The sequence below is a fragment of the Alcanivorax hongdengensis A-11-3 genome (genome assembly GCF_000300995.1).
Lineage (GTDB): Bacteria > Pseudomonadota > Gammaproteobacteria > Pseudomonadales > Alcanivoracaceae > Alcanivorax > Alcanivorax hongdengensis.
The window spans coordinates 1-21403 of sequence record NZ_AMRJ01000017.1 but is presented as its reverse complement, the minus strand read 5'-3'; the positions used below and the strand labels follow the sequence as shown (position 1 = coordinate 21403).

Sequence of the window (21403 nt, the reverse complement as noted above, 5' to 3'; positions counted from 1 at the left end):
AGCACCCATGAGAGCGATCAAACAAGGACTGGGCCGGCTGATGGCGGCCCTGCTGATGAGTACCCTGAGCCTGCCGGTCCTGGCCGATGGCACGGTGGGCTGGCCGGAAAAAGCGGATCTGAAATTCGGTTTTATCAAACTCACCGACATGGCGCCGTTGGCGATTGCCTACGAAAAAGGTTATTTCGAAGACGAGGGTCTGTTTGTCACCCTGGAAGCCCAGGCCAACTGGAAAGTCCTGCTGGATCGGGTGATCGATGGCGAACTCGATGGTGCTCACATGCTGGCTGGCCAGCCGCTGGGGGCGACCATTGGCTATGGCACCAAGGCGCATATCATCACGGCCTTCAGTATGGACCTGAACGGTAACGGCATCACCGTTTCCAACGACGTCTGGCAGGCCATGAAAGCCCATGTGCCGATGAAAGACGGTAAACCGGTCCATCCGATCAAGGCCGATGCACTCAAGCCAGTGGTGGAGCAATACCGCAAGGACGGCAAGCCATTCAAGATGGGCATGGTGTTCCCGGTTTCTACTCACAACTACGAGTTGCGCTACTGGTTGGCCGCCGGTGGACTCAATCCGGGCTATTACGCACCGGACAAGGGCGACACCAGTGGCCAGCGACAGGCCGATGTGCTGTTGTCCGTAACGCCGCCGCCGCAGATGCCGGCGACCCTGGAAGCCGGCACCATCTATGGCTATTGCGTGGGTGAGCCCTGGAATCAGCAGGCCGTATTCAAGGGCATCGGCGTGCCGGTGGTCACCGATTACGGCATCTGGAAAAACAACCCGGAAAAAGTCTTTGGTGTCAGCAAGACCTGGGCCGACCAGTACCCCAACACCCATATCCATGTGGTCAAGGCGCTGATTCGTGCCGCCAAATGGCTGGACGAAAACAACAACGCCAACCGCCCGGAAGCGGTGAAGATCCTGTCGCGACCCAATTACGTGGGCGCCGATTACGATGTGATCGCCAACTCCATGACCGGCACCTTCGAGTATGAGAAGGGTGACACGCGACCGGTGCCGGACTTCAACGTGTTCTTCCGCTACCACGCCACCTATCCGTTCTACTCCGATGCCATCTGGTATCTCACTCAAATGCGCCGCTGGGGGCAGATCAGCGAGCACAAGCCGGATAGCTGGTACATGGATGTGGCGAAAAGCGTCTATCGTCCGGACATCTATGAAAAGGCCGCCAGAGCGCTGATTGCGGAGGGCAAGATGAGCGCCGGTGATTTCCCCGATTTCGACAACGAAGACGGTTTCAAACCGCCGCAAACCGGCTTTATCGATGACATTACCTACGACGGTCATCAGCCCAACGCCTACCTGGCCAAGTTTCCCATCGGTCTCAAATGAGTAACGGCGACCCCGCTGTCGTCAAGGAGTAAGGATCATGGCAACGCTAACCGCACCGCAATGGATGGCGCCTTACCAGGCGCTGATCAAGGGGCAGATCAACCGTAGTCAGATGCAGGCCATTCTCAGGCAGGTGCTGTGGCCGGTCATGGGTATCGCAGTGTTCCTGCTGATGTGGCAACTGGCCGCCAGTCATATCGATACCTCGCTGGGGAAATTCCCTGGCCCGGCAGCGGTATGGGAGCAGATGGGCAATCTGGTGGATGAACACCAGCAGGCCCGTCAGCGTGAGGCGGCTTTTCATGAACGCCAGGAAAAATACATTGCCATGCGGCTGGCCCAGGATCCGGACTGGGTGCCGGTGCACCGGGACTATACCGGTGCACCGACCTTTTTTGACCAGATCGGCACCAGCCTGATTACCGTGATGAGCGGGTTCTTACTGGCGTCGGTGATCGCCATTCCGCTGGGCATCGTGATTGGTCTGAGCAGCACGGTGCACGCGGCGATGAATCCGCTGATCCAGTTGTTCAAGCCGGTGTCCCCGCTGGCCTGGTTGCCGCTGGTGACCATGGTGGTCAGTGCTCTCTATACCAGCAGCGATCCGATGGTGGCCAAGTCGTTTCTCAATTCCATGTTCACGGTCACTTTGTGCTGCCTGTGGCCGACCCTGCTCAACACCGCCGTGGGCGTGACGTCGGTCAGTCAGGATCTGCTCAACGTTTCCCGCGTGCTGCGTCTGAGTGCGCTGGCCCATGTGCGCAAGATCGTGTTGCCGTCGGCACTGCCGATGATGTTCACCGGCCTGCGTCTGAGCCTGGGGATTGCCTGGATGGTGCTGATCGCCGCCGAGATGCTGGCGCAGAACCCGGGGCTCGGCAAGTTCGTCTGGGACGAGTTCCAGAACGGCAGCTCCCAGTCCCTGAGCCGGATCATGGTGGCGGTGGTGGTGATCGGCCTGATCGGCTTTTTGCTTGATCGCCTGATGCTGATGCTGCAGCGCGCCCTGGTATGGGACAAGACGTCCGCCCAGCGCTAACGACTGAGGAGATGACCATGAAAACCTTGCTGGAACTGTCCAACGTAGGCATGGCCTTTGACACCCCGAAGGGGACATTCGAGGCACTGCGTGAGGTGAACCTGAAGATTGCGCCGGGGGAATTCGTGTCGCTGATCGGCCATTCCGGTTGCGGCAAATCCACCGTGCTCAACATCGTTGCGGGCCTGTTGCAGGCCACCGACGGCGGCGTGATTCTCGATCGCCATGAAGTGAACGAACCGGGGCCGGAACGGGCGGTGGTGTTTCAGAATCATTCACTGCTGCCGTGGCTGACGGCCTTTGAAAATGTGGAGCTGGCGGTCAAACAGGTATTCAGAAAAAGCAAAAGCAAACAGGAAATGCGTGACTGGGTGGCGCACAACCTGGAGCTGGTGCACATGGCCCATGCCATGCACAAAAAGCCGGAGGAAATTTCCGGTGGCATGAAACAGCGGGTCGGTATTGCCCGGGCGCTGGCCATGCAGCCTCAGGTGCTGCTCATGGATGAACCCTTTGGTGCCCTGGACGCTCTGACCCGGGCTCACCTGCAGGATTCGCTGATGGATATCCATCGGCAACTGGGTACCACGGTGATCATGATTACCCACGATGTGGATGAGGCGGTGTTGCTGTCCGATCGCATCGTCATGATGACCAACGGCCCGGCCGCCACCATCGGCGAGATTCTACCGGTGGAACTGCCGCGTCCCCGTGACCGACTGGCGCTGGCCGACCACCCCACTTACAACCGCTGCCGTCAGCGGGTTCTGCAATTCCTTTACGAAAAACAGCGCAAGGTGGCGCCGCTTCCCAGACGGGATACCACGCCGGTACGCCGCCAGGCCTGATCACTTTTTATTTTTTCACTTGCCGAGGTATGAAATGAAACATTGTGCGTTAACGCTGGGGGTTATGCTGGCCGGGCTGGGCATCAGCCATGGGGCCGTTGCCGATGACGATGCCCTGATCACCGCCCTGAAAAAGGGAAAACCCATTCTTGATATGCGCCTGCGCAGCGAGAGTGTCGACAACGACAGTGCCACCGATGCGGATGCATTGACCCTGCGTACCCGGCTGGGCTGGCAGACCGGAGACTTCCACGGCTTTGATGCGGTGGCGGATGTGGAGGATGTGCACATCGTCGGCAAGGTGGATAACTATGCCCCCGAGCAGGCGGGGTATCCGGTGGTTGCCGACCCGACTGGCACGGAACTGAACGAATCCTACCTGCGTTATCGGGGGAGCGGGGCATTCGACGGGGTCAGCGTGGTGTATGGCCGTCAACGGATCATCTACGACAACGCCCGCTTTGTCGGCAACGTGGGCTGGCGACAGAATGAACAGACCTTTGATGCCAGCCGTGCTGATTACGAGAACGATGACATCGCCGTTTCCAGTGCCTACATCACCCAGGTCCACGGTATCACCGATGCCTTTGATGCCAATGTCTCCAGCACGTTGCTCAATGCCCGCTGGAAAAGCGCACCAGGCGGTAGCCTGACCGCCTATGGCTATCTGCTGGAAGACGATGGCAGCGGTGCCGATAACGATACCTATGGCCTGCGTTATGCCGGCAAGGCGCCACTGTCGTCGCTGACCGTGCTGCTGACCCTGGAGGGGGCGCGCCAGAGCGTGGATGCCGGTGATAGTGACTATTACCTGGCCGAACTGGGTGCCGACCTGAGTGGTGTCACCGTCAAGGCGGGGCAGGAATTGCTCGGTTCCGATGGCGGCAGCGTGGCCTTCCAGACCCCGCTGGCCACCAAGCATGCCTTCAATGGCTGGGCGGACCAGTTCCTGGTCACCCCGGCGGACGGCCTGCAGGACCGTTATCTAGGCGTCAGCGGCAAGCTGGCCGGCTTCAAGCTGGCGGCGGTCTACCATGACTTCCAGGCCGACCAGGGCAGCGGTGACTACGGCACGGAAACCGACCTGCTGGCCGCCCGACCCATCGGCAGCCACTACGTGGTGGGGCTCAAGTACGCCGATTACCAGGCCGATGATTATGGCAGCGATACCCGCAAGCTGTGGGCCTGGGCTGAGCTGAAACTCTGAGTCGTGGGCAGCCGCGGTGCCAATTGCGGGCCGCGGCGTGCACCAGGATGGAACACAAACGTGCCGTCCGGTGCTTTTTTATGATGACGTAATCTTTAAAAACAATGACTTGGATGCATTGCCGGCTGGCACAGCGGTTGCACCGGTCAATGCAAATACCATGATGGATGCCTCAGACCCTATGGCACTGAAAATCATGCTGGTGGATGACCAGCCGCCGCGTGCCGCCATGCTGGAGCGGGCACTGACCGATGAAGGCCACGAAATCCTCTGTCGGTTGACCAGTGCCGCCGGCCTGGCTGAAAAGGTGCATGCCAGCAACCCGGACGTGGTAATCGTCGATATGGACGCCCCGGACCGGGATACCCTGGAGAGCATGGCGCTGATCCAGCGTGACATGCCGCGCCCCATGGTGATGTTCTGCAGTCAGGATGACGAAGACCTGATCGTGGCGGCCCTGCGGGCCGGTGTCAGTGCCTATGTGGCCGGCGAAACCGATCTGGCCCGGGTGCGAGGCGTGATGCGGGTGGCCACCGCCCGCTTTCGGGAATATCAGGCATTGCGTGAAGAGCTGGAACAAACCCGTGAAGCCCTGGCGGAAAGGAAAATCATCGAACGGGCCAAGGGGCTTCTGATGCAGCGCCGCCGGCTCAATGAGCAGGATGCCTACAGCACCCTGCGCCGCCAGGCCATGAACACCGGCCAGCCACTGATTCAGGTGGCCCGGGCGGTGCTCGATTACGCGGAAATTCTCAAGGCTCAGGGGTAGGGCGCATGCGACGAATCTCTCCACTCAAACAGCCCCGGCGTCTTGCCGGCCGGGATGACACGGCGCCTTGCCACGGGCACAACAACCGTCGCTTCGGTGAGTCCGAGGCGCTGAAGCAGCGCATGGGATTTGACGATCCGGCCAGTGGCGAGAGCCCGTCTCTGGAGGCATCCCATGAGTGACAGAACCCCCGTGCGTATCGGCTACATGCCATTGACCGACAGTCTGCCACTGGCGGTGGCCCAGGAGGCCGGCTATTTCGCCGAGGAAGGCCTGGACGTGGAGCTGCAACCGGAATGGAGCTGGGCCAGCCTGCGTGACCGTCTGCTGGTCGGGCAGCTGGATGCCGCCCCCATGCTGGCGCCCATGTTGCTGTCCACCTCCCTGGGGCTGGGCTGTATCAAGAAGCCCCTGGCCACGGCGTTTTCCATGGGGCTCAACGGTAACGGCGTCACCGTGTCACCAATGCTGTTCCAGGGACTGTGCGCCCTGGCGGAGGGGCCCACGCCGGCGGACATGGCCCTGGCCATGAACAAGCTGGTGGCGGCCCGGGCCGGCAGCGGCGAGGCCCCATTGGTGTTGGCCGTGGTGTTTCCGTTTTCCTGCCATGCCTACCAACTGCGCCACTGGCTGAGCGTGGCCGGGCTGGACCCGGACCACGACGTCAAGCTGGTGGTGCTGCCACCGTCGCAAATGGTCGATCACCTGCGCCTTGGCCATATCGACGGCTTCTGTGTGGGGGAGCCCTGGAACAGCCTGGCGGCGCTGACCGGGGCGGGCCATTGCATTCTGTCCGGCTACCAGATCTGGGAGAACGCGCCGGAAAAGGTGCTGGCGGTGACCCGTGACTGGGTGGCCCAGCATCCACAGACCCACCGGGCCTTGCTGCGTGCACTGTATCGCGCCGCCTGCCACGCCGACCGGCATATGCCGGAATGCCTGGAGCTGCTGGCGCACCCGGCCTGGCTGGATGTGCCCGCGGAAGTGATCCGTGCACCGTTTACCCAGCGTCTGCCCGGCGGGCTCACCGGCCAGCCCTATCCGGCCCACCATTTCCATGTGTTCGCCGGCTTTCAGGCCAATTTCCCGTGGCGCTCCGATGCTGGCTTCCTGCTGGCGCAAATGCAGCGCTGGCGTCAGTGTGACCTGGAAGAAAAGCAGACCTTTGCTGCCCAGTGCTACCGTACCGACCTGTTCCGCGATGCACTGGCGGATCTGACCAGCATGCCAGTACGTGACAGCAAACCCGATGAGCGTCACGCCGGCCACTGGCAACTGCCCGGTGAGCCGTCGCCGGTGGAGCTGGGCCCGGACCGATTGCTGCGCCGCACGCTGGATTCGCCTTCTTCTTGACGACAGCAAGGGTACTGCGCCAGTTTTAGGTCTTCGCTGGTGAAGGCTTCCCCATGTGGCAGAGCGTACAGGGCGCGTTGACGCCTTACATTTTTTCCCCGTTGACGGTGCTGTCGTGTCTGTTTTTTGTCGCTCTTTACGGGCTTGGTGCCTGGCGGTTGTGGCAGGCAGGGCGGGGGCCTTCTCCCTGGCGTATCGCTTCTTTTCTCCTCGGTGTGCTGCTGTGCTATGCGGTGATGCATACCCAGTTCGATTACTACGCACGCTTCATGTTTTTCATGCATCGCCTTCAGCATCTGGTGCTGCATCATCTGGGCGCCTTTCTGATTGCCCTGGCCAATCCCATTCCGGTCTTCATGGCGGCCTTCGGCCGCTGGCGCCTGCCGGGGCTGGCCATGGCCTGGCGACCCCTGCGCCGTATCCTGTTTGACCCGGTGGTGGCCACGGTGCTGTTCGTGGGGCTGATTTTTTTCTGGCTTTGGCCGGCGGTGCATTTTGATGCCATGCTGAGTCTGCCGCGCTACGAACTGATGAATGCATCGATGCTGGTGGACGGGGTGATTTTCTGGCTGGTGATTCTCGATCCGCGCGATCCGCAGAAGGCCGGCACCTCGGGTTTTGGTGTGCGCTTCATGATGTTGCTGGGGGCGCTGTTCCCACAGATTCTGCTGGGCGCCTACATCACGTTTTCCCCGCCGGGGCTCTATGATGTTTATTCGGTGTGCGGGCGCGCCTGGCCCATCGATCCGGCCACCGACCAGGTGTTGGGCGGTGTGTTTACCTGGATTCCCCCGGCCATGATGACGGTGCTGGGGGCACTGGTGGTGCTGCGCCTGTATCTGCACTACGACAACCAACGGGGATAGTGATATGCCCACATTCTTGCCGAGAACAATGAAAAGCTTGCTGTTGATCGCTTGCGTGATGTTGATCAGCGCCTGTCAGCAGGCGTCGGTCACCTTTCATGGCAAGAACATCACCGGCATCATGCCGGACCTGGCCTTCTCCCTGACCGGAGAAGACGGGCAGCCGGTGACGGCCAAGGCCATGACCGGCAAGACCGTGTTGCTGTTTTTCGGCTATACGCACTGCCCGGATTACTGCCCGACCACGCTGATGGCCTTGAGTCAGGCCCTGAAAGCACTACCGGAAAAAACGCGCCGGCAGGTGCAGGTGCTGTTTGTCAGCGTGGATCCGAAACGCGATACCCCGGCGTTACTGAAACAATATACCGCCTATTTTTCCGACCAGGTCATGGGGCTCACTGGCAGCCACGAGCAGCTGGATGCCATTACCAAACGCTATCGTACCGCCTACGGCTACGGCGAGCCGGATGCGGACGGTAACTACAGCGTGTCCCATGGTCTGGCGATCTATGGCTTTGACAGCCAGGGGCGGGTACATCTGATGATGCGTAATGACGAGCGGGTGGCCCGCATGGCTGAGGATATCGCCACTCTTTCCCGCCTGTGACGATATCCTGCCTGCGATCAGCCGGCGTTTCGCAACTGCCTGGCCGCCTTTACCATGTTCAGCAGGGCGCCACGGGTTTCTTCCCATTGCCGGGTTTTCAGGCCGCAGTCCGGGTTCACCCACAGGCGTTCCCTGGGCAAACGCCGGGCGGCTTTTTCCATCAACTGCACCATCCAGTCCACCGCCGGTTCGTTGGGCGAGTGAATGTCATAGACGCCCGGGCCGATGTCGTTGGGATACTGGAAGTCGCGGAAGGCATCCAGCAGTTCCATGTTGGAGCGTGAGGTCTCGATGGTAATGACATCCGCATCCAGGGCGGCGATGGCTTGGATGATGTCGTTGAATTCCGAGTAGCACATGTGGGTGTGAATCTGGGTGTCGTCCTGCACGCCTACGGTGCTCAGGCGGAAGCAGTCCACAGCCCAGTCCAGATATGCCTGCCAGTCGCTCTTGCGCAGCGGCAGCCCTTCGCGCAGGGCCGGTTCGTCGATCTGGATAACCTTGATGCCGGCGCCCTCCAGGTCCTGCACTTCGTCACGCAGGGCCAGGGCAATCTGCTTGCAGGTCTCGGCGCGGGCCTGGTCGTCGCGCACAAAGGACCACTGCAGAATGGTTACCGGGCCGGTGAGCATGCCCTTGACCGGTTTGTCGGTGAGGGACTGGGCGTAACGGGCCCATTCTACCGTCATGGGCTGGGGCCGCTGCACATCGCCGAAGATAATCGGCGGTTTTACACAGCGCGAACCGTAGCTTTGTACCCAGCCGAAGCGGGTGAAGGCAAAGCCGTCCAGCAGTTCACCAAAGTATTCCACCATGTCGTTGCGTTCGGCCTCACCGTGTACCAGCACATCCAGTTCCACCTCTTCCTGGTAGCGGATGCAAAGGGCGATTTCCTCCTGCATCTGGCGAGTGTAATCCGCGTCGCTCAGTTTGCCGGCTTTCCAGTCCCGGCGGGCGCTGCGGATTTCCCGGGTCTGCGGAAAGGAACCGATGGTGGTGGTGGGGAAGGCCGGCAGCTTCAGGGCCTGCTGCTGTCGGGCGATGCGCTCGGCAAAGGGGCTCTGGCGATCACGGCATAGCTCACCGGATTTGGCCAGGCGCGCCGCCACGTCCGGGTTATGGATGCGGGGCGAGTGGGCGCGGGCCTGCAGCGCTTCACGCTGGGCCTGCAGGCCGGCATTGGCGTGGCTGTCGCCGCGCAGGGCGCCGCCCAGCAACGCCAGTTCGTCGAGCTTCTGTTTGGCAAAACTCAACCAGCTTTTCAGCTCGTTATCGAGCCTGTCCTCCTGGTCCAGGTCCACCGGGCTGTGCAGCAGAGAGCACGATGGCGCCAGCCACAGTCGCTCACCCAGTTCGTGACGCAACGGCAGCAGCGCCTCCAGCACCGCGTCCAGGTTGGTGCGCCAGATGTTGCGGCCATTGATAACGCCCAGCGACAGCACCTTGTCACCCAGGCGCGCAACGATCTGGCCCAGGTCATCGCCGCCGCGCACCCGGTCCAGATGAATACCGGCCACCGGCAGTTCCAGGGCCGTGAACAGGTTGTTGCCCAGCCCGCCGAAGTAGGTGGCCAGCAGTAGTTTGGTGTTGCTGGCCCCGGCCAGCTGGTCAAATACCCGCAGGTAGGCACGCTGCCAGGCATCCGGCAGGTCGAGTACCAGAATCGGCTCGTCAACCTGTACCCATTCCACGCCCTGGTCGGCCAGGCGTTGCAGCAACTGACGGTATACCGGGATCAGGGTATCCAGCAGGGCAAGTTTGGCGCTGTCGTCGGCGCCGTCAAAATGCTCACCCTTGCTCAGGTACAGGTAAGTCAGCGGGCCGGGAATCACCGGCTTGGGGTTATGGCCCTGTGCCCTGGCTTCTTCCACCTGCTCGAACAGGCTCTCGCGGGCAAGGCGGAAGCGCTGGTCCGGGGCCAGCTCCGGCACGATGTAGTGGTAGTTGGTATCAAACCACTTGGTCATTTCACAGGCAGCTGCCGGGGTGCCGGTGGGCGCGCGGCCCCGTGCCATGCGGAACAGGGTATCCAGGCTGACCGGTTGATCAGCGTCCTGAGCAAAGCGGTGGGGCACCACGCCCAGCAGGCAGGAGAATTCCAGAATCTGGTCATACCAGGCGAAATCACCCACTGGCACCAGGTCCAGCCCGGCATCGGCCTGCAGGGCCCAGTGGCGCTGGCGCAGGCTTCTGCCCACGTGTTCCAGTTCGCTTTGTTGCAGGTCACCGGCCCAGTAGGCTTCCAGGGCCTGTTTCAGCTCCCGGCGGGCACCGATGCGGGGAAACCCCAGATTGTGAAGACGTGTCATTGCTGATCCTTGTTATCGCTTGTGGCACAGGCCTGCTCGCCCGGGAGCGGCAGGCATCCATGGTGCTATTGTGTGAGCACTGCGAGTTGAGGCAAAATCAAATATCTAATTTAAATTATGAGATTGTCTCATGTTGGAGCTGCGACACCTGGCCACGCTGAAGGCCATCGAAGAAGCGGGTTCTCTGGTGGAGGCCGCGGAGCGTCTGCATGTCACCCAGTCGGCCCTGTCCCATCAGCTCAAGGATCTGGAGCATCGGCTGGGGGTGGAGCTGCTGGTGCGGCGGACCCGGCCGGTGCGGTTCACCACCGCCGGGTTACGAGTGCTGGCGCTGGCGGAGGAGGTGTTGCCACGGGTGCAGCAGACCGAGCGCGAGCTCAAGCGGCTGGCCGCCGGCCAGACCGGGCGCCTGCATATCGCCATTGAGTGCCATTCCTGTTTTCAGTGGCTGATGCCGGCCCTGGATGCCTTCCGGGAGCACTGGCCGGAAGTGGAGCTGGACCTGTCCGCGGCGTTCAGTTTTGCGCCGCTGCCCGCTCTGGTACGCGGCGATCTGGACATGGTGATCAGCTCGGACCCGGTGGAAAACGAGGCCGTGCGCTATGTTCCCCTGTTCCGTTATGAACTGGTGCTGGCGGTGGCGCGGCAGTCGCCGCTGGCCGCGCAAAAATGGATTGATCCGCAGACGCTCAGTGAGCTGACCCTGATCACTTACCCGGTGGAGCGCGAGCGGCTGGATGTGTTTACCGCCTTTCTCAACCCCGCGGGGGTGGAGCCCGGCGCTATTCGTACCGCGGAGCTGACGCCGATGACCGCCCAGCTGGTGGCCGCCGGTCGTGGGGTGGCGGCATTGCCCAACTGGGCGCTGACCGAGTACACCGAGCACGAATTGCTGCAGACGGTGCGCCTTGGTGAGCAGGGCGTCTGGCGCACGCTCTACGCCGCAGTGCGGGTAGAAGACGAGCAGACCGCCTATGTGCAGGAATTTCTGGATACCGCACGGGCGCTTTGCTTCAAGACGCTGAACGGTATCCGGGCGGTCAGGTAGGTAACCGGATGTGCAGGCTTTCCAGCAGGTGGTAGTAGGCCAGCATGGTGAGTACGCCCAGGCCCACCACGGCAATCACCTTGTAGAGAAAACCATGACGATGAAACTTTTCCCGGTGTTTGTGGCTGGTCACGTCCATCATTTCGTCACCGAAATAGATCGACAGAAAGGTGCCAAGGGCACTGATTAGCAGGATGCTCCAGTAGGGGTAGGGTTGGGTGAGAATCTGTTTGAGCAGGTTGGTGAGAAACGTCAGGTCGTAGAGCGACGGGTGATACCACAAGGTCCACAGGTTGATGGCAATCGCCACAAACCAGATCACCACCTGGGTCAGCGTCATGCTGATACCAAACAGCAGTCTTATCGGGAATGCCAGAATAAAGCCGCCATCGGCCACCGGCGTGCACAGCACGAAAAAGCTCCAGCTCAGCACTGCCAGACCGAAACCGGTGGCGGCGTTGTACTGCCAGCTCATGTAAGCGAAATAGCCCACCAGAATAACGATCAGGCCAAGAAACTTGAGCAGGGTTTCCCGGTGGGTGGCATGGCGAACATGGAAGCCGGGCGGTGATGTTTCTGTTTGCATGGTGGTTGTCGTTTCCAAAACCGGTGAATGAAAAGGGAAACAGCTCCTAACATACCCGCATTACATTGGCCCAACCACGGCTCAGGTCAGGATCTTGAGGCCGACAATACCGGCGATAATCAGGCCCACACAGAGCAGACGGCCCGGTGACAGGGCATCCCCGAACCACAGCATGCCTGCGATCACCGTGCCGGTGGTGCCGATACCGGTCCAGACGGCATAGGCCGTGCCCACCGGCAGGCTCTGCATGGCGCGGGCCAGCAGCCAGACACTGGCGATCATGGCAATCAGGGTGACAGTGGTGATCACGGGGCGGGTAAAGCCTTGGCTTGACTTCAAACCCAAGGCCCAGCCGGTTTCCAACAGGCCAGCCAGAATGACGATGAACCACGCCATGGAATGACTCCAGACGGGGGCGTCCCCGGTCGCAGGTGCCGGCTTCGGGGTCGTCCCCGGGCACGGTTTGGGCCGCCGATTATAGCACGGCACGAATCCATTTGCGGGTGGGGGCATGGAAAAGTGCCTGACTTTTGCGCTGGCACTTTTTCAGCAGCTGTTGCTCTCGCTCGGCAATGGCCTGCAGCGCCGGTTTGGCCGTTTTCCGGTCCGGATGGTGTTGCAGGAACTGGCGCAGCACCTCCAGATCGTGCAATTTCCCCAGTTTGTTACCCAGTTTTTCCAGACTGGTGTGGTCGGTGATGGCCGGGATGCCACCGGCGGACAGATCCTGCTGCTGGTAGAGCAGGTATTTGACCCACTTTCGCAGGTCGTGCCAGGGCTCGGCCTGATGGCTGCCCAGGGCCTTGATGGTGCGGTTACGACATTGCTTGTAGGTGCGGGCCAGTCCGGTCGCCAGTAATTCGTGATCACTGACGACCAGGTTCAGGCGCTGCCATTGCTGCAGATCGTCATGCAGGGCCTGGCGGGTGGTGTCGACGCCAGGGGGCTCTGGCGGCGGTGAATCCGCCAGCAGGTGACGATGGGCCTGCTTGAGCTCCTGTCGTCGGTGTTTGAGGGTTTTTCTTGCCAGGTTGTCCAGGGTCTGTGCCATGACATGCTGGTCGCGGGCTGTGGCCAGGGCCTTGGCCCCCTGGCCAAGGGCGCGATCAATGGTCCGATGGTCATCGCGGCATAGCCAGGGCCGCAACAGCTGCCAGCTGGCGCGCTGCTGTTTGATGATCACCCGGATATCATGCACAGCCTGTGGTGACGGCGCTCCGGATTGCAGCCAGCCCAGCGCCTGCTCATCACGCTGGCGGGCCTGCTCCGTCAGCTGACGGATCAGAGTCGGCGTTGTCATGCTCCACCCAGTAATGCTGCTTGTGTCCCAGACGCTGATAATATTCGCAGGCCTGTCGGGCCTGCTGATGATTCTGGTAGCGGCGCATCGGTACGCGCACGCCGTTGTCATCCTGACGCCAGAGAATGAAGGTTCCGTGACCTGCGAGCATGGCCGGGTCCCGCTTACCAGTGGCGGTAAGGATGGCTGCTGAGGGCGCTGTTGAAATAACGGGGATCGTGGCTGACCTCTTCACCCAGCCAGGTCGGCCGGGCAAAGTCGGTATCTTCATCGGGTAGCTCGATTTCGGCCACCACCAACCCCGCGTTATCGCCGTGAAAGACATCGATTTCCCAACACAGCTCGCCCTGGGGCAGGCGGTAGCGGGTCTTGTCGATGACTCCCTGGCGACACAATGCCTCCAGCATCTGGCGGGCATCGCTGACTGGCACCGGGTATTCGAATTCCAGACGACTGTGCCCTTCGGTCTTGCCCTTGAGGGTCAGCCAAGCCCGGTCGCCGGCAATACGCACTCGTACCGTGGCGTGCTTGTCGTGGCTCAGATACCCCTGAGTCAGACGCTGGCCGTCCAGGCCGTCAATGATGGTGCTATCGTTGACCAGGAATTTGCGTTCGATTTCCCGTGCCATCAGGCCCTCTCGTCCAGTCCCAGCTGATCAAAGCGGATCTCGAAACCCAGCGCCCGAAAGCCGTCTATCAGCTCGGCGGGCAGGTAGAACGCCGGGTCATCCATGAAGAAGTATTGTGACACGCCGATCCCGAAACGATAGTGATGCTGTTCCAGTTGTGGCAGATGCCCGGCCAGCGTCTGCAGTTTGCGCAGCAGCTTTTCGAAGTGATCGCGATGGCTGGCATCACGGTCAAGCTGGCTGGACAGGATCCAGCGATTTTCCCGGCGCCGGGCTTCCGGCACCAGGTCGCTATAGGTGTCACCGACGCGCCAGTAGTCATCGGCGCTCTGGCCCAGCATCAGATCCAGCTGGGCGGGGTCGTGATCAAACCCGAAAACGGCAAAATAGACGTGATGTTCCATGATCAGGGCGACGGGCGCAGGTTGCGGTTGCGTTTGAGCTGATCCACCGGGAAGTCCTTGTCGCGGGCGATGCTGACCAGGGCCTGGTAACGGTCTTCGGACAGTTGCGGCTGGCGGGCCAGTATCCACAGATACTCACGGCCCGGTTCGCCGATCACCACGCTCTGGTAATTCTGGTCCAGTGCCAGGATCCAGTAGTTGCCCTCGGTAATGGTGGGGAACAGCCTCGAGAACCAGTTATCAAAGCGTACCTTCAATTTGGCGTTGCCACTGCCGTCCACCACGGTGGCAGTACCGTGGGCCTCCTCGCTGTTGTCATCGCCCTTGCGGCAACGATTGACCACGTTGATGCTGCCATCCGGGTTGAGGCTGTAGGTGGCGGTGGAGTCATAGCAACCCCGCTGGAACCACTGGGGCAGGCGCGCAATCTCGTACCAGGTGCCGGTGTAGCGCTCCAGGTCCACCTGCTTGACGGTTTCCAGCGGAGCCTGGTCCTGACCGCCACAGGCGCTTAGAAGCAAGGGCAGCACCAGCACCAGGGAAAGCGGGGCAAGTCTCATGGCATCTCTCCTTTACGGGCTTGCAAGGTGGCACACTCAGCATAAGGGTAACGTCAAAACAATAGCGTACCACCGTGCTATAGTCTGGGCTGCTTGAACCGGGGTGGATGGATTGTGACAGAGACGGCGAATACCGCATTGCTGACCCTGGCGTCACTGGCCTGCGAGCGTGACGACCGGGTGCTGTTCAGCGGCCTGACCATGCAGGCCCGCGCCGGCGAAATCTGGCAGATCACCGGGGCCAATGGGGCGGGCAAGACCACCCTGCTGCGCATTCTGGTGGGCCTGCATGGCTTTTATGAAGGTCGTTGCCAGTGGGCCATACCTCGCCTGCAGGAGGAACTGCTCTACCTGGGCCACCAACCGGGGATCCGTGAGGAGCTGAGCGCAGAAGAGAACCTGCGTTTTGCCTGTGCGCTCAACGGGCAGGCCGGGGATCTTATGTCAGCGCTGCAGGCGGTGGGCCTGCGCGGCTTCGAGGATGTGCCGGCGGCGCACCTGTCCGCCGGGCAAAAGCGGCGTATTGCGCTGGCCCGCCTGTGGCTGTCACGCAAACGGGTCTGGGTGCTCGATGAGCCCTACACGGCCATTGACCAGCATGGCGTGGAAAGCCTGGATGCCTGCCTCCAGTCGGCGGCCGGGCAGGGTACCCTCGTGATCTATACCTCCCACCATCGGGTGGACGGGCGGGTACGTCGTCTGCATCTTGCCGGCGGTCAGGCCGAGGTGGTGTCATGAGGGCGTTCCGGGCCACGCTGATGCGCGAGTTACTGCTTCTGTGGCGCAACCCTGCAGAAATCATCAACCCCCTGTTCTTTTTTGTCATGGTCGTCAGCCTGTTTCCTCTGGCTATCTCCCCGGAGCCCAAACAGTTGGCTCTGGTGGCGCCGGGGGTGGTCTGGGTGGCGGCCTTGCTGGCGGTCATGTTGTCCATGGACGGCCTGTTCCGCCGTGACCAGGAAAGCGGTGTGCTGGATCAGTTGCTTACCGCTCCGGTGTTGCCGGTCATCCCGGTCAGCGCCAAGTTGCTGGCCCACTGGCTGATGACCGGTCTGCCGCTGGTGCTGGTGTCGCCGCTGCTGGGGCACATGATGCAGCTGCCCACGCTGGCGCTGGAGCCGCTGATGCTCAGCATTCTGCTGGGTACACCGAGCCTGACGGTGGTGGGCGCCATTGGCGCGGCATTGACCGTGGGCCTGAATCGCGGCGGCATCCTGCTGGCGGTGCTGGTATTGCCGCTTTATATCCCGGTGCTGATTTTCGGTGCCGGTGCGGTGACGACCGCCGTGCAGGGCGGCCCGGTGGACGGTGTGCTTGCCGTACTGGGTGCGCTGTTGGCATTGACGTTAAGCCTGGGGCCACTGGCAGTGGCCGCGGGCCTGAAAATCAGCTCGGGTAATTAAATGCTCTGGAAAACCATAAAACGCGGGTATCACCAGCTGGGCTCGCCGCGCTACTTCTACCGGTTCAGTTCGGCGGTATTGCCGTGGCTGACCCCTATTGCCCTGATCACTTTTGTGGTTGGCATTGTCTGGGGGCTGGCCTTTGCGCCGCCGGATTACCAGCAGGGCAACAGCTATCGCATCATCTACATTCACGTGCCGGCCTCCAGCGGCGCCCTGATGGGCTATGTGGCCATGGGCATCGCCGGCATGGTGGCGGTGGTCTGGCGCATGAAGATGGCAGAAATCATGATCAAGGCGATTGCCCCGTTCGGGGCGGCGTTGACGGCCATTTCCCTGGTCACCGGGGCGCTCTGGGGCAAACCCACCTGGGGGACTTACTGGCAGTGGGATGCGCGCATGACCTCCATGCTGATTCTGCTGTTCATGTATATCGGTGTCATCGCCCTGCAGAATGCCATCCGTGACCCCCGCCAGGCGGCCCGGGCCGCCGGTTTGCTGGCCATGGTCGGGGTGATCAATGTGGTGATCGTCAAATATTCCGTGGAGTGGGTGAATACTCTGCACCAGGGCTCCACCCTCAAGCTGGTGGGGGAGTCCACCATCAACCCGGCCATGAAGTACCCGCTGCTGATCAGTATGCTGGGAACCTGGCTGCTCTATGCGGTCAATGTGATGGTGCGGGCTCGCACCGAGATTCTCAGCCGTGAGCGGCGCAGTGGCTGGGTCAAACAGCTGGTTGCAGCAGGAGGGCGCTGATGGTGTTTGATTCCTTTGCGGACTTTCTGGCCATGGGCGGTCGTGGTGTCTATGTGTGGACCGCCTACGGCATCAGTGCGGTGGTGATTGTGGCCAGCATGGTACAGGCGGTCCGCCAGTCCACCGTGATGCGAGATACCCTGGCGCGCCAGGCGCGCCGCCAACAACAGACCGAGAACACCCATGAATCCGGTACGTAAACAGCGCCTGGCCATTGTCGCGGTGATCCTGGTGGGGCTGGCTATTGCCGTGGGGCTGATTTTTTATGCCCTGCGCCAGAACATCAACCTCTTCTATACCCCGCAGCAGATTGTCAGTGGCGAGGCGCCGCTGAACAGCAAAATGCGAGTGGGCGGGCTGGTGGTGCCCGGCAGCGTCAAGCGCGACCCGCAAAGTCTGGATGTGCAGTTCACACTGACGGATGGTAAGGGCAGTTTTGTGGTGCATTATCAGGGTATCCTGCCGGACCTTTTCCGGGAGGGGCAGGGCATTGTGGCCAACGGTACCCTGATCAGCCGGCAGCGCTTCGAAGCCGATGAAGTGCTGGCCAAGCATGACGAGACCTATATGCCGCCGGAGGTGAAGGATGCACTGGAAAAAGCGGGGCACCCGGCTGCCGACAAGCCGGATTCGTCGATGGGCAAAACGGCTTCCTGAGTGTCTTCTCTGCCTGCCGCTGGTAGCGCAGGCTGCACCGCCGGTTTCTCGTTTGCAGGTGCCGGAGGGCTTCTCTGTGTCGGTCTATGCCGCGGATGTAGAGAACGCCCGCCAGATGGCCCAGGCGCCGGATGGCACCGTTTTCGTCGGCTCTCGCAAGGCTGGCCAGGTATGGGCCCTGCGCGACAGCGATGGCGATGGCAAGGCGGACCAGCGCTGGCAAATTGCCGATTCGCTAACCCTGCCTTCTGGAGTGGCTTACCGGAACGGCACTCTCTACGTGGCGGCGGTCAGCCGTATTCTCGCCTGGCCGGCGATCCTCGATCACCTGGCGGCGCCGCCGGCCCCGCAGGTGCGTTACGCGGATTTCCCCACCGATACCCATCACGGCTGGAAGTACCTGGACTTTCTGCCCAATGGCGAGCTGATCGTGCCGGTGGGCGCGCCATGCAATATCTGTGACCCGGCGCTGCCCTATGCCTCCATTCAGGCGCTGGATCTATCAACCGGCAGTCTGCGAACCCTGGCCCTTGGCGTGCGCAATTCCGTGGGTTTTGCCCTGCGGCCCGGCAATAACGAACTGTGGTTTACCGACAATGGTCGTGACTGGCTGGGTGACAGCCACCCGGCGGACGAACTCAATCGGTTGGTCAAGGCGGGTGACCACTTTGGTTACCCCTACATTCATGGCGGTGACACGCCGGACCCGGAATTTGGCAAGGGCAAGTCACCGGCGGATTACCGCAAGCCGGCGCTGCTGATTCCTGCCCACCATGCCCCGCTGGGTATGACGTTCTACACCGGCAACCAGTTTCCGGCAGCCTACCGGGGCGATATCTTCATTGCCGAGCACGGCTCCTGGAACCGCAGCGAGCGGGCGGGTTACCGGGTTACTCGTGTCCGGCTGAGCCCAGATGGTGAGGTCACGGACTACCAGCCCTTTGTGTCCGGCTGGTTGCACGAATCGCTGCTGGGCGGCAAATACTGGGGGCGCCCGGCGGATGTGATGGTGTCTGCCGATGGCAGCCTGCTGATCAGTGATGACAGCGCCAACGCCATTTATCGGGTGCGCTGGCAGGGCACCAAATAACGCTTGCGGGGCAGCCTGATGTGGCCCTACATTCGCCGCTGATGGCGTACCTTCGTGACGCCCGTAACAGGATGTTCAATGAGCCAGGTGATTATTCTGGTGGACGACCCGGCTGACTGGGCCGCCTACTACCCGACCCGCCATTTGCTGTCTGCCAGGGACTATCTGCAGGCGGCCCAGAGTGTCTGCACCGACAAGCAGGTGCAGGTGATCAACCTGTGTCGAAGCTACAAGTACCTGAGCCCGGGGTATTACTGCTCGCTGCTGGCGGAAGCCCGTGGCCAGCGTGTGCTGCCATCGGTGCGCACGGTCAACGATCTCAGCCGCAAATCACTGTACGGGCTGCACTTCGAGCACCTGGAAACGGTGCTCGACAAGGCCATGAAGAAGCAGGGCAGTGATGCCTCGCGTTTCACCCTGACCCTGTATTTTGGCCATACCGAGCAGGAAGGTCTGGCAGAGCTGGGGCGGCAGATTTTTGATCAGTTGCCGTGCCCGGTCCTGAAAGTGGAGTTCCGCCGCCGCGAACAGTGGCAGATCGTGGCGCTCAAACCGCTCAGCCTCAAGCAGCTCAAGGGCGCTCAGGAAGACGAGTTCGCCCGGGCACTGGAGCAGTTCAATGCACGGGTATGGCGCAATCCGCGTCGCCGCCGCGGGGACCGTTACGAACTGGCCATGCTGGTCAACGAGCAGGAGGCCATGCCTCCCAGTAACCGCAAGGCGCTCAAGCAGTTTATCCGCGCCGGTCGGCAACTGGGCATCAAGGTGGAAACCGTGGGCCGTGAAGCCTATACCCACCTGGGCGAATACGATGGTCTGTTCATTCGCGAGACCACGGCGCTGGATCACTACACCTACCAGTTTGCCCGCAAGGCCGAGCAGGAAGGCATGGTGGTGATTGACGATCCGGGCTCGATATTACGTTGCACCAACAAGATCTACCTGGCGGAGCTGATGCAGTCCAGCGGTGTGCCGGTGCCGTCCACGGCCTTTGTGTTCAGTGACGAAGAAGAGCAGGTAGACCACCTTATCGAAGAGCTGGCTCTGCCCATGGTGCTGAAGATTCCCGACGGCAGCTTTTCCCGGGGCATCAGCAAGGTGGAAACCCGGGAGGAACTGAAAGCCGCTCTGGGCGGCTATCTGAAACAGTCGGCGGTGGTGCTGGCCCAGGCCTTCATGTACACCGATTACGACTGGCGTATCGGCGTGCTCAACAACCGGCCGCTGTTTGCCTGCCAGTATTTCATGAGCAAGGGACACTGGCAGATCTACAACCACCAGAGCAGTGGCAAGACCACCAGTGGCAACAGTCGCACGGTGCCGGTCCATGAGGTTCCGCCCAAGGTGCTGAAAATGGCCCTCAAGGCGGCTCGTCTGATGGGCAACGGCCTCTACGGCGTGGATTTGAAACAGACCGGTGACCAGATCGTGGTCATGGAAGTCAATGACAACCCCAATGTGGATGCCGGCGTGGAAGACGCCTGGCTGGGGGAAGACCTCTATCGGCAGATCATGCTGGAGTTTCTGCGTCGGCTGGAGGCCAAACGACTGGGGTTGCCACTGTAAGTCACGGGGCGCCAGGGCCCCGTTCCCGGTCAGCCGCGGACTTTCTCGATGAAGGCGGACTCTTTCTCGATGGTGGCCGCAAAGGGCGCCAGCGCATGCATGCGCTCTGTGTGGGCCGCCAGGTTGGGGTAGCGTTGCGGATCGACGCACTCACCGCCATGGCGGAAGTTGACCATCTGACTACCCATGGCGATATCGGCGATGGTCAGGCTGTCACCGACCAGATATTCACGCCCTTCCAGTTCCCGATCCAGATAGGCCAGTAGCGGCGGAATCTTTTCGGCCAGGTAATGCTGAACCTTGTCCTCGTCGCAGGTCTTGCCGATCAGCGGCATGATGATGCGGTTGCGGAACACACCAAAGGTGCAGTTGGCGGCAATGTCGTAGTCAATGTAGCGCTCGAACCAGAGGGTGCGGGCGTAAGCCATGGGGTCGCTGGGGTAGAGCGCCGGTTGTGGCTGGATTCTTTCCAGGTAGGCGCAGATGGCGGCGGAATCTGCCAGATACTGGCCATCCACCTCCAGGGCCGGGATGCGCTTCATGGGGCTGATTTTTTCATAGTCCGGTGGCGGGTTGTTGGGGTCCACATGCACGGATTCATATTCCAGCCCCTTGAGGGCCAGCACCACCCGGGTTTTGCGGACAAACGGTGACAGCGCGGCACCGTACAGCTTCATGGTCATTTCTCTCTCCCTTTTTTGTAAGAGCCTGTTGTGTGTGTGGCTTTCGGCCCGACGGTTATCAGAGCAGTGTGTCTTTTTCAGGTCAATGACGGTTTTTTATGAATTTCTGCTTGACGGCCGGGGGTCAGATTCCTATCCTACGCGCCGCTTTGACGGAGACGTCATCGCATGGGTCCCCTTCGTCTAGTGGCCCAGGACACCGCCCTTTCACGGCGGTAACAGGGGTTCGACTCCCCTAGGGGACGCCACTAATTCGTTGGCGCAAGCTGACAATCAGTCAAGCGGGAATAGCTCAGTTGGTAGAGCACGACCTTGCCAAGGTCGGGGTCGCGAGTTCGAATCTCGTTTCCCGCT

The 21403-nt window shown here is 61.3% G+C and carries 26 protein-coding genes and 2 tRNA genes; 19 read left to right on the top strand and 9 right to left on the bottom strand.

The window, feature by feature from the left end; all coding sequences use genetic code 11:
• The first annotated feature begins 55 nt into the window (after nucleotides 1–55).
• From A11A3_RS11185 to A11A3_RS11150, 9 genes are all read left to right on the top strand, one after another.
• A complete protein-coding gene (locus tag A11A3_RS11185) occupies nucleotides 56–1366 on the top strand; it encodes a CmpA/NrtA family ABC transporter substrate-binding protein (RefSeq protein WP_237738860.1) in 1311 nt (436 codons plus the stop codon).
• 37 nt (nucleotides 1367–1403) lie between these two features.
• Nucleotides 1404–2405, top strand: coding sequence for an ABC transporter permease (locus tag A11A3_RS11180; protein ID WP_008929408.1), 1002 nt, complete (start codon nucleotides 1404–1406; stop codon nucleotides 2403–2405).
• Between the two features lie 17 nt (nucleotides 2406–2422).
• Nucleotides 2423–3253 (top strand): ABC transporter ATP-binding protein, encoded by an 831-nt coding sequence (locus A11A3_RS11175; RefSeq protein ID WP_008929407.1) that lies wholly within the window; start codon nucleotides 2423–2425, stop codon nucleotides 3251–3253.
• A 34-nt stretch (nucleotides 3254–3287) separates the two neighbouring features.
• The gene (locus A11A3_RS11170; RefSeq protein WP_040297080.1) at nucleotides 3288–4460 is read left to right on the top strand and encodes an alginate export family protein; all 1173 of its coding nucleotides are present in this window, start codon (nucleotides 3288–3290) and stop codon (nucleotides 4458–4460) included.
• 181 nt (nucleotides 4461–4641) lie between these two features.
• Entirely contained in the window at nucleotides 4642–5229 is a 588-nt protein-coding gene (locus A11A3_RS11165) for an ANTAR domain-containing response regulator (protein ID WP_237738858.1), read from the top strand.
• A gap of 5 nt (nucleotides 5230–5234) precedes the next feature.
• Entirely contained in the window at nucleotides 5235–5411 is a 177-nt protein-coding gene (locus tag A11A3_RS17750; RefSeq protein WP_157375614.1) for a hypothetical protein, read from the top strand.
• The gene (locus A11A3_RS11160; protein WP_008929404.1) at nucleotides 5404–6582 is read left to right on the top strand and encodes a CmpA/NrtA family ABC transporter substrate-binding protein; all 1179 of its coding nucleotides are present in this window, start codon (nucleotides 5404–5406) and stop codon (nucleotides 6580–6582) included. Before A11A3_RS17750 ends, A11A3_RS11160 begins: the two co-directional genes overlap by 8 nt.
• Before the next feature lie 53 nt (nucleotides 6583–6635).
• Complete coding sequence (locus A11A3_RS11155) at nucleotides 6636–7448, top strand: cytochrome c oxidase assembly protein (protein WP_040297079.1); 813 nt, start codon at nucleotides 6636–6638, stop codon at nucleotides 7446–7448.
• Between the two features lie 4 nt (nucleotides 7449–7452).
• Entirely contained in the window at nucleotides 7453–8055 is a 603-nt protein-coding gene (locus A11A3_RS11150) for an SCO family protein (protein ID WP_040297078.1), read from the top strand.
• A 17-nt stretch (nucleotides 8056–8072) separates the two neighbouring features.
• On the opposite strand, the gene metE is transcribed toward A11A3_RS11150, so the two are convergent.
• Nucleotides 8073–10364: a 5-methyltetrahydropteroyltriglutamate--homocysteine S-methyltransferase gene (gene metE, locus A11A3_RS11145; protein WP_008929401.1), complete on the bottom strand. Its 2292-nt coding sequence runs from the start codon at nucleotides 10362–10364 to the stop codon at nucleotides 8073–8075.
• Between the two features lie 130 nt (nucleotides 10365–10494).
• On the opposite strand from metE, the gene A11A3_RS11140 reads away from it, so the two are divergent.
• The gene (locus A11A3_RS11140) at nucleotides 10495–11412 is read left to right on the top strand and encodes a LysR family transcriptional regulator (protein WP_008929400.1); all 918 of its coding nucleotides are present in this window, start codon (nucleotides 10495–10497) and stop codon (nucleotides 11410–11412) included.
• Here the strand turns inward: A11A3_RS11140 and A11A3_RS11135 are convergent.
• The 7 genes from A11A3_RS11135 to A11A3_RS11110 all read right to left on the bottom strand — a co-directional run bounded on the left by A11A3_RS11135 (nucleotide 11405) and on the right by A11A3_RS11110 (nucleotide 14891).
• Nucleotides 11405–11998 (bottom strand): hypothetical protein, encoded by a 594-nt coding sequence (locus A11A3_RS11135; protein ID WP_008929399.1) that lies wholly within the window; start codon nucleotides 11996–11998, stop codon nucleotides 11405–11407. The genes A11A3_RS11140 and A11A3_RS11135 overlap by 8 nt on opposite strands.
• Nucleotides 11999–12079: 81 nt before the next feature.
• A complete protein-coding gene (locus tag A11A3_RS11130; RefSeq protein ID WP_008929398.1) occupies nucleotides 12080–12394 on the bottom strand; it encodes a DMT family transporter in 315 nt (104 codons plus the stop codon).
• 79 nt (nucleotides 12395–12473) lie between these two features.
• Complete coding sequence (locus A11A3_RS17895) at nucleotides 12474–13298, bottom strand: CHAD domain-containing protein (RefSeq protein WP_008929397.1); 825 nt, start codon at nucleotides 13296–13298, stop codon at nucleotides 12474–12476.
• Complete coding sequence (locus tag A11A3_RS17745) at nucleotides 13246–13449, bottom strand: hypothetical protein (RefSeq protein ID WP_157375612.1); 204 nt, start codon at nucleotides 13447–13449, stop codon at nucleotides 13246–13248. Before A11A3_RS17745 ends, A11A3_RS17895 begins: the two co-directional genes overlap by 53 nt.
• 13 nt (nucleotides 13450–13462) lie before the next feature.
• Entirely contained in the window at nucleotides 13463–13927 is a 465-nt protein-coding gene (locus tag A11A3_RS11120) for a CYTH domain-containing protein (RefSeq protein ID WP_008929396.1), read from the bottom strand.
• Nucleotides 13927–14331 (bottom strand): DUF4279 domain-containing protein, encoded by a 405-nt coding sequence (locus A11A3_RS11115; protein WP_008929395.1) that lies wholly within the window; start codon nucleotides 14329–14331, stop codon nucleotides 13927–13929. The genes A11A3_RS11120 and A11A3_RS11115 overlap by 1 nt, the downstream gene beginning before the upstream one ends.
• Nucleotides 14332–14333: 2 nt before the next feature.
• On the bottom strand, nucleotides 14334–14891 hold the full coding sequence (locus tag A11A3_RS11110) for a lipocalin family protein (protein ID WP_008929394.1): 558 nt from the start codon (nucleotides 14889–14891) through the stop codon (nucleotides 14334–14336).
• A 114-nt stretch (nucleotides 14892–15005) separates the two neighbouring features.
• On the opposite strand from A11A3_RS11110, the gene ccmA reads away from it, so the two are divergent.
• The 7 genes from ccmA to A11A3_RS11075 all read left to right on the top strand — a co-directional run bounded on the left by ccmA (nucleotide 15006) and on the right by A11A3_RS11075 (nucleotide 20366).
• Entirely contained in the window at nucleotides 15006–15629 is a 624-nt protein-coding gene (ccmA, locus tag A11A3_RS11105) for a cytochrome c biogenesis heme-transporting ATPase CcmA (RefSeq protein ID WP_202802683.1), read from the top strand.
• On the top strand, nucleotides 15626–16294 hold the full coding sequence (gene ccmB, locus A11A3_RS11100) for a heme exporter protein CcmB (RefSeq protein ID WP_008929392.1): 669 nt from the start codon (nucleotides 15626–15628) through the stop codon (nucleotides 16292–16294). The genes ccmA and ccmB overlap by 4 nt, the downstream gene beginning before the upstream one ends.
• Complete coding sequence (locus A11A3_RS11095; RefSeq protein ID WP_008929391.1) at nucleotides 16295–17053, top strand: heme ABC transporter permease; 759 nt, start codon at nucleotides 16295–16297, stop codon at nucleotides 17051–17053. It abuts the gene before it with no gap.
• Nucleotides 17053–17253, top strand: coding sequence for a heme exporter protein CcmD (gene ccmD, locus A11A3_RS11090; RefSeq protein ID WP_008929390.1), 201 nt, complete (start codon nucleotides 17053–17055; stop codon nucleotides 17251–17253). Before A11A3_RS11095 ends, ccmD begins: the two co-directional genes overlap by 1 nt.
• Nucleotides 17237–17710, top strand: a complete 474-nt coding sequence (ccmE, locus tag A11A3_RS11085; protein WP_008929389.1) for a cytochrome c maturation protein CcmE — start codon at nucleotides 17237–17239, stop codon at nucleotides 17708–17710. Before ccmD ends, ccmE begins: the two co-directional genes overlap by 17 nt.
• A gap of 58 nt (nucleotides 17711–17768) precedes the next feature.
• The gene (locus A11A3_RS11080; protein ID WP_442316531.1) at nucleotides 17769–18800 is read left to right on the top strand and encodes a PQQ-dependent sugar dehydrogenase; all 1032 of its coding nucleotides are present in this window, start codon (nucleotides 17769–17771) and stop codon (nucleotides 18798–18800) included.
• Nucleotides 18801–18878: 78 nt separating this feature from the next.
• Entirely contained in the window at nucleotides 18879–20366 is a 1488-nt protein-coding gene (locus tag A11A3_RS11075) for a RimK family ATP-grasp domain-containing protein (RefSeq protein ID WP_008929387.1), read from the top strand.
• Between the two features lie 29 nt (nucleotides 20367–20395).
• Here the strand turns inward: A11A3_RS11075 and A11A3_RS11070 are convergent, their stop codons facing one another.
• Nucleotides 20396–21049, bottom strand: a complete 654-nt coding sequence (locus tag A11A3_RS11070) for a glutathione S-transferase family protein (protein ID WP_008929386.1) — start codon at nucleotides 21047–21049, stop codon at nucleotides 20396–20398.
• Between the two features lie 172 nt (nucleotides 21050–21221).
• On the opposite strand from A11A3_RS11070, the gene A11A3_RS11065 reads away from it, so the two are divergent.
• Nucleotides 21222–21297, top strand: a tRNA-Glu gene (locus tag A11A3_RS11065).
• Between the two features lie 33 nt (nucleotides 21298–21330).
• Nucleotides 21331–21403: transfer RNA gene (locus A11A3_RS11060), tRNA-Gly, on the top strand.